At 43.5% G+C, this 15,600-nt stretch carries 15 protein-coding genes; 5 read left to right on the top strand and 10 right to left on the bottom strand.

Annotation, left to right across the window (positions count from 1 at the left end):
• The coding region (locus VK179_05940) for a DNA-processing protein DprA (GenBank protein ID HLO58261.1) at nt 1–369 on the bottom strand (369 nt) is incomplete at its 3' end.
• A gap of 85 nt (nt 370–454) precedes the next feature.
• On the bottom strand, nt 455–952 hold the full coding sequence (locus VK179_05945) for a hypothetical protein (protein ID HLO58262.1): 498 nt from the start codon (nt 950–952) through the stop codon (nt 455–457).
• Between the two features lie 135 nt (nt 953–1,087).
• Between VK179_05945 and VK179_05950 the strand changes: the two genes are divergently transcribed.
• Together VK179_05950 and VK179_05955 are read left to right on the top strand one after the other, a co-directional pair.
• Complete coding sequence (locus VK179_05950; GenBank protein ID HLO58263.1) at nt 1,088–1,714, top strand: hypothetical protein; 627 nt, start codon at nt 1,088–1,090, stop codon at nt 1,712–1,714.
• Between the two features lie 60 nt (nt 1,715–1,774).
• Nucleotides 1,775–2,539, top strand: a complete 765-nt coding sequence (locus VK179_05955) for a DUF1080 domain-containing protein (protein ID HLO58264.1) — start codon at nt 1,775–1,777, stop codon at nt 2,537–2,539.
• Between the two features lie 20 nt (nt 2,540–2,559).
• Here the strand turns inward: VK179_05955 and VK179_05960 are convergent, their stop codons facing one another.
• A complete protein-coding gene (locus VK179_05960) occupies nt 2,560–3,006 on the bottom strand; it encodes a nucleoside deaminase (GenBank protein ID HLO58265.1) in 447 nt (148 codons plus the stop codon).
• Nucleotides 3,007–3,062: 56 nt separating this feature from the next.
• Between VK179_05960 and aspS the strand changes: the two genes are divergently transcribed.
• On the top strand, nt 3,063–4,814 hold the full coding sequence (aspS, locus tag VK179_05965; GenBank protein ID HLO58266.1) for an aspartate--tRNA ligase: 1,752 nt from the start codon (nt 3,063–3,065) through the stop codon (nt 4,812–4,814).
• A 191-nt stretch (nt 4,815–5,005) separates the two neighbouring features.
• On the opposite strand, the gene lepA is transcribed toward aspS, so the two are convergent.
• Entirely contained in the window at nt 5,006–6,793 is a 1,788-nt protein-coding gene (gene lepA, locus VK179_05970) for a translation elongation factor 4 (protein HLO58267.1), read from the bottom strand.
• An 86-nt stretch (nt 6,794–6,879) separates the two neighbouring features.
• Here lepA and VK179_05975 point away from each other — a divergent pair, with 86 nt between their 5' ends.
• Entirely contained in the window at nt 6,880–7,356 is a 477-nt protein-coding gene (locus VK179_05975; GenBank protein HLO58268.1) for a GNAT family N-acetyltransferase, read from the top strand.
• Between the two features lie 210 nt (nt 7,357–7,566).
• Here the strand turns inward: VK179_05975 and VK179_05980 are convergent, their stop codons facing one another.
• Both VK179_05980 and VK179_05985 read right to left on the bottom strand, forming a co-directional pair.
• Nucleotides 7,567–9,981 carry an ABC transporter permease gene (locus tag VK179_05980; GenBank protein HLO58269.1) on the bottom strand — a complete coding sequence of 805 codons (2,415 nt, stop codon included), beginning with the start codon at nt 9,979–9,981 and terminating at the stop codon, nt 7,567–7,569.
• Nucleotides 9,982–10,132: 151 nt separating this feature from the next.
• The gene (locus tag VK179_05985) at nt 10,133–10,417 is read right to left on the bottom strand and encodes a hypothetical protein (GenBank protein ID HLO58270.1); all 285 of its coding nucleotides are present in this window, start codon (nt 10,415–10,417) and stop codon (nt 10,133–10,135) included.
• Between the two features lie 125 nt (nt 10,418–10,542).
• Between VK179_05985 and VK179_05990 the strand changes: the two genes are divergently transcribed.
• Nucleotides 10,543–11,187, top strand: coding sequence for a class I SAM-dependent methyltransferase (locus tag VK179_05990; protein HLO58271.1), 645 nt, complete (start codon nt 10,543–10,545; stop codon nt 11,185–11,187).
• A gap of 2 nt (nt 11,188–11,189) precedes the next feature.
• Here VK179_05990 and VK179_05995 read toward each other — a convergent pair whose 3' ends face one another.
• The 4 genes from VK179_05995 to VK179_06010 form a co-directional block, all read right to left on the bottom strand.
• Complete coding sequence (locus VK179_05995; protein ID HLO58272.1) at nt 11,190–13,340, bottom strand: alpha-galactosidase; 2,151 nt, start codon at nt 13,338–13,340, stop codon at nt 11,190–11,192.
• A gap of 87 nt (nt 13,341–13,427) precedes the next feature.
• Nucleotides 13,428–14,510, bottom strand: coding sequence for a hypothetical protein (locus VK179_06000; GenBank protein ID HLO58273.1), 1,083 nt, complete (start codon nt 14,508–14,510; stop codon nt 13,428–13,430).
• A 20-nt stretch (nt 14,511–14,530) separates the two neighbouring features.
• The gene (locus tag VK179_06005; protein HLO58274.1) at nt 14,531–15,205 is read right to left on the bottom strand and encodes a DUF4956 domain-containing protein; all 675 of its coding nucleotides are present in this window, start codon (nt 15,203–15,205) and stop codon (nt 14,531–14,533) included.
• 212 nt (nt 15,206–15,417) lie between these two features.
• A partial coding sequence (locus VK179_06010) for a hypothetical protein (protein ID HLO58275.1) occupies nt 15,418–15,600 on the bottom strand: 183 nt, incomplete at its 5' end.

Here is a 15,600-nt window from a genome sequence, read left to right on the forward strand (position 1 = left end):
AATGCTTACAATTTTCGACCGGTTCAGGTCGGTTTTACCCTTTACATACAAAATGACCGGTGCATCCTCGCAGTGCCTCAGCCTCTCGGGGTAATTCTCATCGAGGTAAAAAAGGGTATCAATCTTATTCCGGGTTACAAACTCAATTTCCTTATCGGCCGCTTCAAGGTTCCTGTGATTTTCAATATGCTCCACCAATCGTTCACCAATTCCGGGAATTTTTGACAGGTGCTTTCCCTTTTCAGTAAAAACACCTTCGGCACTGCCGCAATAGGCAATAAGACGCTTGGTAAGTACAGGACCGATCTTGGGTATCAGGCCGATACCGATTTTGTAACGAAGTGCCGACTGAAGCGAATCATCAGGCATACGAGGTATATATTATGTTTAACGCAGTCGACTTAAATTCTGACCTGTTAAAAAATATTCCAACTCTGACAGGTCTTCGACTCTGTCAGGTTGGAATACCGCCGTTCTTCTTCCACAAATCATTCAACGACTTCAGCATATCAAAGCGCTCGGTATTGTTAAGCGCAGTAATGGATACAGGCGGATACTTGGCCACTCCCTTTCCCGAACTCCTGTAAAGGACGATGCTCTCCCTGTACTTCATGAAAACGGAATTTAGCTTATAACCGGCAAAGTCTTTTTTAGGAATCTCAATAGCATTCTTTTTTGTTGTAAAAAAGGCATGGGTAAAATAGCGCAGGACTATCTTATCCGAATCGTCGTTGAAATAAATATAATTGTAATTCCTGAACGATTCATAAACAGAATAAATAATGTAACACGAAGCTACAATGATGGCAAGAATGCTGTTGCTGACTCCCGGAATTAAATCGTTGTTTAATGGGAAAAAAAGCAGGAAGCAAATGGCAAGAACAAGAATTATTAAGGCAAAGAATTTGCCCTTTGTTTTTATAACAATTGTTTTTTCAATATCAATAATCATAGGACGTGTTAAGCTATCCAAAGTTAAAATTAAATTACTCAAGTACAAAACCGAATATGTATTTGAAACTGAATAACTTTTATCAACGTATAAGCCTTATCGGTTCTTTTACTTATTTTATTAAATTCAATTCCTATGAAGAAACTGACTATGATTTCAGTTTTCCTGCTGTTAATGGTTGCACAAGCCATCCATTCGCAGGAAACTTCCAGGGATGTTCGATTTACAATAAAGACCAATCCCCTTGCAGCCCTCGGAGGTCCTCTCTACGTGGCATTTCTGCCAGTCACCGGTGAATACAAAGTGCTTTTCGAGATCAAAACGACATCAAAACAGTCCATTGAAACGGGACTGGGTTACCTGGGTTCCAGCGTTATCCTTAATATGGATGAATTGGCTGATTCCATAGACAAGATAACGGTATCGGGCTTCAGGGTGCAGCTAAAATATAAATTTTTTATTACCAAAGACGAAGCACCACGCGGCTTTTATGTTGCGCCTCATATTTCGTATGCGTTCGCCGGCATTAGTAACAAAGCAAACAGTGAAGACAAAATTACTCTGTCAAAACTGAACCTGAATGTTCTGTTTGGCTACCAGGTTATTACCAAAGGCCGGTTTGCTCTGGATTTATACAGCGGATTAGGCTTTAAGATGCGGGATTATAATATACCGAATGATACCGATTTTAATGAGCTTGACCTTGGTAATCGGGTTGCTCCCAACGTGGCGTTGGGATTCTCATTCGGATTTGCGTTTTAATATATTGAATACAGGGAAATATTTTGTTATCTTTATGTTGAACATCTTTAAACTCCCTGTATGAAATATATAGCTGTTTTATTTTTTGTCGCTATTCTGTTTTCATGCGGCCGGCAAACGAAACAGGAAAACTGGGTTTCACTTTTCAATGGTAAGGATCTTACCGGTTGGAATATTAAGATAGCCGGCTATCCTCTTAACGAAAACTATAAGAACATTTTCAGTGTAAAAGACAGCCTTCTGACTGTATCCTATGCCGAACTGGATAGTTTCAGGGGTGAATACGGACATTTGTTTTATAACCAAAAATTCTCAAAGTATAAACTGAAATTGCAATATCGTTTTTATGGAAATCAATGTCCCGGAGGCGCAGAGTGGGCCTTACGAAACAGCGGTGCCATGCTGCATTGCCAGAGTGCGGAAAGCATGGGACTGAAACAGGATTTTCCCGTATCTATCGAAGCCCAGTTCCTTGGCGGTCTTGGCAACGGCGAAAGGCCGACCCTGAACGTTTGCACTCCCGGTACCGATATAGATATTGACGGTAAACCGGTTGAAGGTCATTGCACGAGTTCCGGTTCGAAAACCTATGACGGTGACCAGTGGGTAAGTGTTGAACTCGTGGTTCTGGGCGACAGCATCGTTCATCATATTGTGAACGGCGACACGGTAATGACTTACACTCACTTACGGATAGGTCCGGATATGAAACCCGAGGGTTTTACTGTTCCTGACGGCACTCCGTTAAAGGAAGGATTTATAGCCCTGCAGGCTGAAAGCCATGGGGTGCAGTTCAGGAAGATTGAGATTTTGGAATTGCCGTAGAGACGCAAGTTCTTGCGTCACTACAATGACCTCTTCTTTAAAAAAAACTCTTTCAGCAGCCTGCTGCATTCTTCTTTAAGAATTCCTCCCTGGACAACGGTTTTCGGATGAAGGAAATTCTGTCGTATCCGGCTATAGCCTCGCTTTTCATCTTCAGCACCGTAAACAATTTTGCCTATCTGTACCCAGAATGATGCACCGGCGCACATTACACAAGGCTCCAGGGTAACATAAAGCGTGCAATCATTCAGATATTTTCCTCCCGATGTGTTTGTACCGGCAGTAAATGCCTGCATTTCCGCATGGGCAGTGGGATCGTTAAGTGTTTCAGAAAGATTATGTGCCCTGGCAATAATCCGGTTATTCCAAACGATAACCGCACCAACCGGCACCTCATCATGATCAAATGCTTTCTGCGCTTCCCTTAGTGCTTCGCGCATGAAATACTCATCGCTATACAGTTCCATAAGCAAATATTGCAATTAAATTCCTATTTTCGCATCATTAACAACGCTTTATTGCCATGTACAGAACACACACCTGCGGCGAATTACGTATTGCCGACAAAGAGAAAAAAGTAACTCTCAGTGGCTGGGTCCAGCGTTCACGCGACCTGGGCGGAATGACATTTATCGATCTCCGCGACCGTTACGGATTAACCCAACTGGTGTTCAACATGGATGCTGATGCAGCTCTTTGCCAGGAAGCCCGGAAACTTGGCAGGGAATTCGTGATTGCTGCCACGGGCACTGTTAATGAACGAAGCAACAAGAATCCGAAAATGCCCACCGGCGATATCGAAATCCAGGTGAATGCCATACAGATTCTTAATACTTCGCTTACCCCTCCATTCACCATTGAGGATGAATCCGACGGTGGTGATGAACTACGTATGAGATTCAGGTATCTTGACCTCAGGAGAAACCCGCTTAAAAACAACCTGCTGCTTCGTCATAAGATGGCTTTTCAGGCCAGGAATTATCTCGACAGCCAGAACTTTATTGAAGTAGAGACTCCGGTACTGATTAAGAGCACTCCTGAAGGAGCCAGGGATTTTGTGGTCCCCTCACGGACTAATCCTGGCCAGTTTTACGCACTGCCGCAGTCGCCACAGACCTTCAAACAACTTCTCATGGTGGCGGGCTACGACAGGTACATGCAGATTGTAAAGTGTTTCAGGGATGAAGACCTCAGAGCCGACAGGCAGCCTGAGTTTACCCAGATCGACTGTGAAATGGCCTACGTTCAACAGGAAGATGTGCTGAATACATTTGAAGGCATGATAAAGCATATGTTCAAAGCGGTGAAAGGGATAGATTTCACTGAGCCGTTTCCCAGGATGACCTATGATGAGGCCATGTCGAAATACGGAAACGACAAGCCGGATATCCGGTTCGGAATGCAGTTCGTTGAACTGACTTCATCTCTGAAGGGAAAGGGATTCTCGGTTTTTGATTCAGCCGCTTACATAGGAGGTATTGTTGCTGAAAATTGCTCGGAATATACCCGCAAACAACTCGATGAGCTTACCGATTTTGTGAAGAAACCGCAAATAGGTGCAAAAGGGCTCATTTATATCCGTTATGGTGCCGATGGACAGGTTAAATCATCCGTTGACAAATTCTATACGCCCGAAGAACTTTCCTCTGTTGTTCAGAAAGCAGAGGCTAAACAGGGAGATCTTGTGCTGATCCTTGCCGGCGAAAAAACGCCGACTCTTAAGGCTTTGAGCGAATTGCGCCTTGAAATGGGCAGTCGTCTCGGTCTTCGCAAAAAGGATGTTTTCAAACCACTCTGGGTTATCGACTTTCCGTTGTTTGAATGGAATGAAGAAGACAAGCGCTTTTATGCGATGCATCATCCGTTTACAAGTCCCAAAACCGAAGATGCCCAATACCTCGAATCCGACCCGGCCCGTGTGAGAGCCAATGCTTATGATTGTGTGATCAACGGTGCTGAAGTTGGCGGCGGATCCATCCGTATTCACGAAGAGGGAATGCAGAAGAGAATGTTCAAAGCCCTTGGATTTACCGATGAAGAGGCTGAACGGCAGTTCGGCTTCCTGACCGGTGCCTTTAAATACGGGGCACCGCCGCATGGAGGCATTGCTTTCGGACTCGACAGGCTGGTTTCTATTTTCGCAGGTGAAGACTCCATCCGCGACGTGATTGCATTTCCCAAAAACAATGCAGGACGCGATGTAATGGCCGACTGCCCGGCTGAGATTTCAGACGCGCAGTTGAAGGAGCTGTCGATAAAAGTAGAGGTTAAATAGCCCCGCGCCTTCAGGCCGGGGTTCGGTATATCATATCAAGTCAAAGGTTTTAGCCCTACAAAAGCTAGGCGAAGTCTGTGACTTCGTCATTGCAGTTCTGACTCGATTTCACAGAAATCAGGCAGAGCCTGATAGCATATATTCGACTAAGGCAGAGCCTTAGCCGAACGGGGGTTACCAGTCACCAGTCACTAATCCAGCTTCAGCACCGCCAGAAACGCTGATTGCGGCACTTCTACGTTACCAATCTGCCGCATGCGTTTTTTACCTTTCTTCTGTTTTTCAAGAAGCTTTCGCTTACGGGTGATATCACCGCCGTAACATTTGGCTGTCACGTCTTTTCTTACGGCTTTCACTGTTTCACGGGCGATGATCTTGGCCCCGATGGCAGCCTGGATAGCAATTTCAAACTGCTGGCGAGGGATCAGGTCTTTCAGTTTTTCACAGATCTTCCGTCCGAAGGAATAGGCGTTATCGCGGTGAATTAACGATGACAGGGCATCTACCATGTCGCCGTTCAACAATATATCAAGCCTTACAAGGTTAGCCGGTTTGTATTCGGTGTAGTGATAGTCGAATGACGCATACCCTTTAGAAATACTCTTAAGCTTATCATAGAAATCAAATACGATTTCGGCAAGAGGCATTTCGAATGTGAGCTCAATCCGGTTGGTAGTAAGGTAAACCTGGTTCTTTAGCGTACCGCGTTTGTCAATGCAAAGCTTCATGACCGGCCCCACGTAATCCGACTGGCATATGATCTCCGCTTCAATATAGGGTTCTTCAATAAAGTCAATATAAGTGGGATCGGGGAGACCTGACGGGTTGTGCACATCCACCACTTCGCCCTTGTTGCTGATCACCCTGTATGAAACGTTCGGCACGGTATTGATCACATCCATGTTGAATTCCCTATCGAGGCGCTCCTGCACAATCTCCATGTGCAACAGGCCCAAAAAGCCGCACCGGAATCCGAAACCAAGAGCCGCTGAAGATTCAGGAACAAAGGAAAGCGAAGCATCATTCAATTGCAGTTTTTCAATTGAAGCGCGCAATTCTTCATAATCATCGGCATCAATAGGATAAATACCCGCAAAAACCATGGGCTTCACCTCTACGAATCCTTCAATGGCTTTATCACACGGCCGGTCATAGTGTGTGATGGTATCCCCCACCTTTACATCGCGAGCCGATTTTATTCCTGAAATAATATACCCGACATCGCCCGCACTTAATGTTGACTTGGGTTCATATTTCAGTTTAAGCACCCCTATTTCGTCTGCATCGTAATCTTTTCCCAGGTTCACGAATTTAACGTGATCATGAGAGTTTATTGTACCGTTAACAATTTTGAAATACGCAAAAATGCCACGGAATGAATTAAACACCGAATCGAAAATAAGAGCCTGCAACGGAGCATCCGGATCGCCTTTAGGAGCAGGAACCTGTTTAATGATCCTTTCAAGGATGAGATCAACCCCCATCCCGGTTTTTGCACTCACTTCAATGATTTCCTCGCGTTTGCAACCGATAAGATCCACGATCTGATCTTTTACTTCTTCAGGCATGGCGCTGGGCATATCCATCTTGTTCAGTACAGGGATGATCTCCAGTCCGTGATCAACAGCCTGGTAAAGATTGGATATGGTTTGGGCCTGTATTCCCTGTGTGGCGTCAACTACGAGTAACGCACCTTCACAGGCAGCTATGGCACGTGAAACTTCATAGGAGAAGTCAACATGGCCGGGAGTGTCAATGAGATTGAGAATATAGTTCGAACCTTCAAATTCATATTCCATCTGGATTGCATGGCTCTTGATCGTGATTCCTCTTTCACGCTCCAGGTCCATGTTATCCAGCACCTGATCCTGAAAATCCCTTTCGTTTAAGGTATGAGTAAGCTGAATCAGCCTGTCGGCAAGTGTACTTTTTCCGTGATCGATATGGGCTATTATGCTAAAATTCCGGATTTTATCCATCTGATATTTTATTCCAGTAAGGTCACAAAGATATCTATTCCTGCAAATAAATAAAATAACTACATTCGCCCATCAACTTCACTTTTATGAATCAGCATCCTGTTCAGATTATATCATGCGATTTTGAAAACGCGGCACATTGTGATGCGCTGGTAAGGCTCATGAGCGAGTATATAACCGATAAAATGGGCGGTGGCGAACCGTATACCGAAGAACAGAAGATAAGCCTTGTCGAAGGATTAAAAAATCATCCCAGCAAGCTGGTTATGTTTGCGGTTCAAGATGGCCAATTCATCGGACTCATCAATTCCTTCATGAATTTTGCCACATTTACCGTGAAGCCTTTCATTAACATCCATGATGTCATTGTCACAGGCGATTGGCGGAATAAGGGCATCGGCCGTAAAATGATTGAAGCGGTCATTGAAAAAGCCGGTGAGGCCGGATGCTCCAAAGTCACCCTTGAAGTGCGGGAGGACAATGAAAATGCGAAATACCTCTATAACAGTCTCGGCTTTTATGACGCCGAACCCCGGCAGTATTACTGGCAGAAGTATTTGTGAAGAAAGATACTGGATGCTGGATACTGGATACTGGATGCACGGCGAAGCCAACAAACACCGAACAAGGAACACCGATTTAAGATTTATGAACTTTTACCGATGCTGGATGCTGGAAACGGCGAAGCCTCAAAAAATCTCTTAGGCCTTAATGGCTTATTGCTTAATTACTAACAGTCTAACAGACTACAGACTAACAGACTGAATCAACCATCACTCATGCTTCAGCGCTGAACCAGGATTTACCCGGGAGGCCATCAGAGTATGGTAATAAACAGCTGCAATTGAAATAACAGAGACAATAATCGTGGGCACCAGGAAGTATGCGGCCTGTATGCCTATATGATTCGCATAATTGTAAAGCCAGTATCTGGCCAGGAAATAACTGCCAATCCATGCAATCAGGGATGCTGCCATAATAAGCCTGATTAATTCGGCTGCTCTTAGCATGAGAATGCTTTTGTTGCTTGCACCTACAACTTTCAGAATGCCGGTTTCACGTTGTTTTTTATTATGGGTAAACCAAATCAGTGAGAACAGGCTCAGACACGCCATAAGAATATTCACGACCGAAAGAAGTACAAAAATGCGCCCGGTTGTCAATACAGGCTTGTAATAATCACGCCTGTCCTGGTCGAGAAAATAATATACAAAGGGGTAGGCGTCGGTATAGGTTTCCCATGTTTGTTTGATGTATTGCACAGTCGACTGCTGGTCTTCAGGTTTAAGGCGAACTGAAAGATAACCCTCGTAGTTTCCGGGAAGGAACAGCAATACAAGCGGCCTGATCGGATTTTCAAGAGTTTCATAATTGAAGTCGTTTACCACCCCGATAATTTTTCGTTTAGTAGTTTTTTCAGGCACATCGGAAAGCTGAAAAAGGGTTTTGCCTACCGGATCTTTAATATCCATAAGCTTCACGGCGGTTTCGTTGATCACACAGGCCATTGTGTCATCCGAATTCCTGTTGAAGAACCTGCCACTGATCAGTTTAATCCGGTAGGTTGAGTCAAAGTCATAGCTAACCAGTAAGGTGGATGATGAATAACTGCGTGCAGCCGAACCGCCTTCGGGGTAATAAGGGAATCTCGGAAATCCGCTTCCCATGGGATTTGTGGCATTAGATACCGATATCACACCGTCATAACTTTTAATTTGCTTTTTAAAATCCTCCAGCTTTCCGGTCAATGCATCGGGCCGTCGGATCATAAGCAGGTTGCTCGTATCATAACCCCTGTCCTTATTTACAAGATAACGGTACTGGTAAAACACAACCATTGTCATGCTAACAGCTCCGATCGCAAGGAAAAGCTGGAATACCGACAATGCCTTACGGAACCTTCCTTTGTCGGGGAAATCATAATGGTTATGAACCACAGTCTCCGGGTTACATCCTGAAAGGTACCATGCCGGGTAAAGACCTGAAATAATTCCGATGAAAACAATGAGTACAATGAGCATGGAAAATCCTTCCGAATTGAGCAGCTGATTCAGGTTAAGCTGCACGCCTATATAGGCGCTGAATGCCGGCAATAATAACTCGGTGAACAATAATGCCAGAGCCAGTGCAAAAAATGCCAGAAGGGATGATTCAAGGAGAAACTGTGCTATTAAAGCCGGCCTTTCGGATCCTGATAGTTTTCGGATACCCACTTCAAGCGATCTTTTCATCGACTGCGCCGTAACAAGGTTGATAAAGTTAAGGCACGAAAGCACCATAATAATCACGGCCAGCGCTATAAAAAGATAAACATAGAATATTTTGCCGGTAGATTGCGTTTCACTTGCTGATTTAAGATGGATCTCACTAAGCGGTTCGGCTATAAAATGATAGTAATTGCCATTTTCAAAAGATTGTTGCCGGGTAACATTTAGCAAACGCTGGTAATCAGGAATCACATGATTCTGAGCAATCAGGCTCAGCCCTTCATTTGCACGATCTATTGAACCACCCTCCCTGAGCGTGAAATAGGTTAATAAATAATGGATAATCCAACGATCATTTGCCAGCATTTTCTGATAGGTAGAAATGGCCCCGACCATATCGAACTGGAGCGAAGAATTCTCCGGTACATCCTTCATTACGCCCGTTATTGTGTAATACGTCGAATCATTTTCAACACGTAATTTTCTTCCAACTGGGTTCTCATTGCCAAAATACTTTCTTGCCGAGGATTCGCTCAGTACTATACTGAAAGGATTTTTAAGCACTTCATCAGGAGATCCTTTTACTAAAGGAAAAGAAAACATGTTGAAAAATCCGGGATCAGAGAATATGAGATTGTCCTCATTATACCGGATGCTGTCATTTCGCAGAAGCCATGCACCGAATCGTGCAACCCTGACTGCATCCTCTACATCCGGAATTTCTTTTTTCATGGTTTCAGCAAGGGGAGTTGCTGTCTGAGGTATATTGATCCGGTTGCCTGCAATCAATCCGTCAACAGCCACACGGTAAATCCGGTCGGCATTCCTGTGAAACCGGTCATAACTAAGCTCCTTATGGGCATAAAGGAAGATAATTATACTGAACATCAGGCCAATAGCCAGACCAAAGATATTCACCAGGGTGTAATACCTGTTTCTGTTAAATACCCTTAAAGCTATTTTGATATAATTTTCGAGCATGGACAATACCCCAAATATTAGGTCTCAACATTCATGCCGCAGCAGGTAATGATTTAAATTACAGGTTAGTAAAAAATATTTGAATTGTAAAATCACATTTGCAGAACGTTCGGAAATGAACAGGAGGTGTGCGAAAACGCACAATTTACTGCTATAAGCATTTGGTGAAGTGAATATTGTAAAAATCAACCAGGTTGCTGTCGATTACCATGGTATCCCCGGTTTCCCATTTATCCACGAATTTTCTTCCCTTCAGGAAATAGCAACGGGTACAGGTGGGATTTCTAAGGAAAACGCGCTTTTCCGATTTTTTATAGACGATGAGCGCTTTCTGAATGTAAAGCGCATTGTGTGACTCTTCCAGCCGGTATGTGGCTTTGCGGACGGGAGTGCATGCAACAAATAAAAAAATAAAAAGGACAAACGTGCGGGTCATATTGTGAGGGAAGGACTATCACTAAGATACACATTTTAAACCGATTTACAATCGATGTATGTAAAATCCAACAACCGCATACCTGAGTTTGTTACTTAGTCCGGAGTTAAGTAAAAGCCTTAGCCATGAATAAACTGATAAATGGGTTGATACTTTTTGTAATGATGACGATTCTCCTCTGTTGCAGCCGCGATAATGCATACACCCAGGGCCCGGATGATCTTGATAAGAGAGTGAATGATTTTCTGAACAGTCATGTTTCCGGCTGGCATGATATGAACGTTCCTGCATCCGATGGAAAACTGCTGTATGACATCATTCTGAAAAATAATTATAAGAATGCACTTGAAATAGGCACATCAACCGGACATTCCGGAATATGGATGGCCTGGGCGCTGAGCAAAACCGGGGGTAAGCTGACGACGATTGAAATTAATGAAAGAAGGTACAATGAGGCATTGGAGAACTTCAAAAAAGCAGGGTTAATCGATTACATTGATGCCCGGCTTGCCGATGCCCATGAATTGGTGAAAACTCTGCCCGGTCCCTTCGATTTCGTGTTCAGCGATGCCGATAAGGATTGGTATGTCAATTACTTCAGGGCAATTGATCCCAAACTTTCAGTAGGCGGCTGTTTTACAAGCCATAACATTGGCATGTACGGAGCCCGTGATTTTTACGAATTCATAAAATCACTACCTTATTATACAACCAGCGTGGATTACAATGGTGCCGGAATGTCGATCAGTTATAAGACTGATAACCCCTAGCTTTACTGCGCTGTTATCTCGAGTACGGCGCTTGTCAATGGCTGGCCGTTTGTCACACTGAGTCCAACATTCATCAGGTATTCTCCTGAAAACACAACCGGGGCCGGCAGAATGCCCCACATGCCCGGAAACTGGTTAATTTCCTTAATGCTGTAATTCTTTGCCGGATCAAGGCCCTGCAACTTCACCGTGTTGAAGTTTTCATTAAACCGGGCATTCATTGTATATGAAAACAGGATGGCTTTGTCTTTCTGTTCGCTTACATACATCAGAACACACCTGTTTTCTTCATAGGGAGAGATCAGTCTGAAAAGGTCACCCTGCCATATTACATGGCTCAGTCTCTTGTAGTTTTTAACAGCTTCCTGGCTGAAAGCAAGTTCCTTTTCATTCATTTCGTTTACAGGAATATCATAACCCATTTTACCCATCATGGCCACATCGGTTTTGAATTTCAGCGATTGCTTCCCCCATGAGGTAATATGATTGCACACGGCCACTGACGGATAGAAGTAGGAATATCCCCACTGAATGTAAATTCTTTCGAGCGGATCGGTATCGTCACTGGCCCAGAATTCGGTAAAGTACTTCAGGGCTCCGTAATCCACCCTGGCCCCGCCACCCGAGCAAAGCATCATAGGCAGATCGGGATATTTCTGCCTTACCCTCTTCAATACGCTGTAAAGCCCGTTTACATAATCAACATACACGTGCGACTGCTTATCTTTCAGGTATGGTGAATAGGTATTGGTCATCATCCGGTTGCAGTCCCATTTGAAATAGGCAATTCCGGGAAGCCGTGTCAGCAACCCGTCAACAATTCCGTAAACAAAATCCTGAACCTGGGGATTGGTAAGGTCAAGCACAAGCTGATTGCGATAATAATGCTCCGGCCTGTTCGGGAGTTTCAGGATCCAGTCGGGATGCTTCTCATATAATTCACTTTTGGGATTTACCATTTCAGGTTCAATCCAAAGGCCGAATTTTACATTCTTTTTGGTAGCATCATCCGTAATTGCACTCAGTGTATTTGGCAGTTTCGTTTTATTTTCCTGCCAGTCGCCCAACCCCGCCAGGTCATTGTTCCTGGGATATTTATTGGCGAACCAACCGTCATCAAGCAGAAACATGTCCAGACCCATTTTTTTGGTGTCATCCAGGAGACTTTTCAGCTTTTCCTCGTTGAAATCGAAATAGGTGGTTTCCCAGTTATTCAAAAGCATCAGTCTTGAACCATTGCCATTCATTACACCGTAATTCCTTGCCCATTCATGCATATTCCGGCTTGCTTCCCCTTTTCCTTTTGTTGAATAGGTGAAAATGAATGAAGGAGTGATGAAAGGTGTAGCCGGTTGCAACGCATATTCCGAAGCAAAGGGATTGATTCCGCTTATAATCCTCAAGGAGTTACGCTCATCGAGTTCGAAAAGGAACCTGAAATTACCCGACCATTCCAAGGTTCCTGCAATCAGGTTCCCGGTATTTTCGGTTGATTTTCCGTTTAATGAAAGAAAAAAAACAGGTGTCTGATACATATGCGCCCGGGTTCCCAGTTTGGTATCAATTATTTTAATACCGCTTGTGAGCTCACTTTCCTGCATTTTCATTTCTTCGGCCCAATCGCCGTGAAACTGGGTAAGCCAGTATTTTTCGGCATCAAAATGCAGCATCGATGAGGCATAGTTATACAACGTCACCGGCTTCTTTTCCTGGTGAATGATTTCAACCCACTGCTCGAAAACGTTTTCTTTCTGAAAGGCTTTGATATGAAGAGTCACTTCAACAGGATACTTGGGATCTTTAAGGTGAATGTGTGTGATAACCACATTGTTTTCAGGTTTTTCAACCTGGTGGCTGACGTATTGCAGTTCAAGTGAAGGATTGCCGTCATTATGTGTCACCCGGATGGCCGGCTCAAAAAGATTGTCGGTTCCCGATGTGATATACGCCACATGTGATGGCTGCTGGAACATCCTGTCGCCGCTGATATCGATCTTTGGTCCGAAATAAGCCTGGTATAACCTCGAATCATTACCGGTTTCCAATACCAGACTTACATTGTTTGTGCTTACCGGAATAATAACACGCTCACCCGCAACGGCGGTTATGTTCAATGCAATAGCCACAACAACAGAAAACAATAGGTTTTTCATGTCAGTTTTTTTAAATAATAAAAGCCATTTTTCAATGGCTTTTAAAGATACAAAAAAATAGGACGCTGGTAATTCTGCTACCAATTATCAGGGATTTCTTAGACATGTACGGTTTATATCGCTTATCAGAACGTTTTCTTTACGGTATTTTTTAAAGAAGTTGTTTACATAGCTTTCTGCCATTTTCCGTTGTGCTTTCGGAAGTAAGTTGAAAGTTTCTATAGTCTGGATCAGCATGGGCTGTTCCTGCTGGAATTCATCAAATACTTGTTTTAAAAGAGCTTCACTGAAGCATGTTCCCTGGAAATATCGTTCAGTTACATCATCGATCGGAATTTTTTCATTGGGCGAAGCATACGATGAATTCACGAATCCTGAGTAATCGAAGTCATAGCTTACAGGAATACCTTTGTTTATAGTGGGGTCATTCGTTTTCAGCACCTTGATGTTGTGCTGCGATTGAACTGACCAGTCGGTGTTACCGATCATGTAATTGAATAAAGCCACTCTTGCCATTTCATAATCGTTCATATTATTCTGACTTATGTTCGGGTTCTCAACAACTGAAGCATTGTTGCGTGAGGCAAGATGATCCGTATTCTCAATAAGAAAACCATACTCGGTGTATATTGCTTTCGGACGGTTCACATCTACATAGTTGACCCTCACAAGCCGTGCTTTAAAACTGTAAGGAGTCACCTGGTTATAAAGCTTGTATACCAGATATTCTTTAAGAATATAATTTTCAAAATTCACACCCGGAGAACAATGTGTCACAAGCTTCAGGTTACCGGTTTCAAAAACCGACTGGCTGCCTTTGCCATCTTTTATTTTAAGACAAATAGGAGGAAAAGAGCAATACTTACGGCGCATTTTACCCCTGGCCTTTATTTTAATGTCCTGCGAAAGCGAATCGTTTTCAGATGTCATGACAGTTAATTTTGCATCAAACGATTTGTCAGGATCAAGTTTTGTTTTTTGAAACTCACGTACATCAAACATAAGGGTCATTTCAAGTACATCTTCGGCATTGAAAAAGCTGAATTGGCTTGCCGGTTCAATGTTCAATGAATCTTTATCCTTGCTCTTTGATACAGCAGCCGATGCCTGGCTAAATGAAGCCATTCCCAGGACTATGGTTGCAAGCAGTATATATTTTAAGGTTTTCATGGCTTACTCTTTGGGGTTAATTAATCATCATCAATTGTATTCAGGGAATCATCAAAGGAAGTATCCCCACTGTCTTTGAAAAAAATCCTGATTTGAGCGTGATTCTTTATATAATCGGTTTTACCTATCTCAAATCTTACAATGTTCAGCTCGGTGAGATCCCTTAAGCGTCCAAGCAAAAGGTGATGCTTGCTTGGTTTGAGCAGTGCAGTATCATTAATCGTGATGGTACGTTGTGACAGCCTGTTGCTGAAGAAAACTTTCTCAAGCAGCCATATGACAACAATTAAAAGTACGTTTGCAAATACGATCCAATGAATGCAATCCGACAGATGCAGCAGCGCGTTGATGGCGGAAACACCTACAATCATGAAAAGGTACGCCATATCCTTAACCTCAACGTTCACTGTACGGAACCGGATGATAGCAAAAATTGCGAACAAACCGAGAACCAGTCCAAGTTCAAGTTGTACCCAACGCAGCATGGCACAAATGAGAAAAACAACTATTCCTGTGATAACCTGGGCAAAAACATACTCGGGCTTACGGTTCCAGCGGTAATACATCATTACCGAAAGGATAACCAGAACAACCAGGTTCATCCCGAACTGGATGAGCAGTTCGTAGAAATCGGCGGTTGCTACCGGGGGGCAGAACCGGATTTGCGAAAGAACCGAAGAGATTGAATTATTCATGGTTATTATTGTTTGATAGTCATCTATCACAAAACAGGCCAAACTGCCTAATAAATTAAAAAACAGATAATTAAAACATTATTTGAACTTATGCGACCATTACTGAAACTGTATACTTTATATATAAGACCTGTTCGGAACCGTACACCCTGGTACCAAAAAAGCCCTTCAGTCATCACTGAAGGGCTTTTAGTCAAAAAGGAATAAATGCCTTAATTTGACGGAGCGCTTCCGCTACCGCCCTGGTTACCGCCTCCCCCTTTGAGGTCATCGTTCTGAATACCTCTCCTGGCTTTCTTAACCTGAAGATCCATTTTTCCGAAATTGTAGGTAAGGCTGATCCTTAACTGGCGTGAAAGGTAGCTGTATTTCGAATGGGAATAAAATGTGATGTC

Source organism: Bacteroidales bacterium (assembly GCA_035299085.1).
In the GTDB taxonomy this organism is placed as follows: Bacteria; Bacteroidota; Bacteroidia; order Bacteroidales; family UBA10428; genus UBA5072.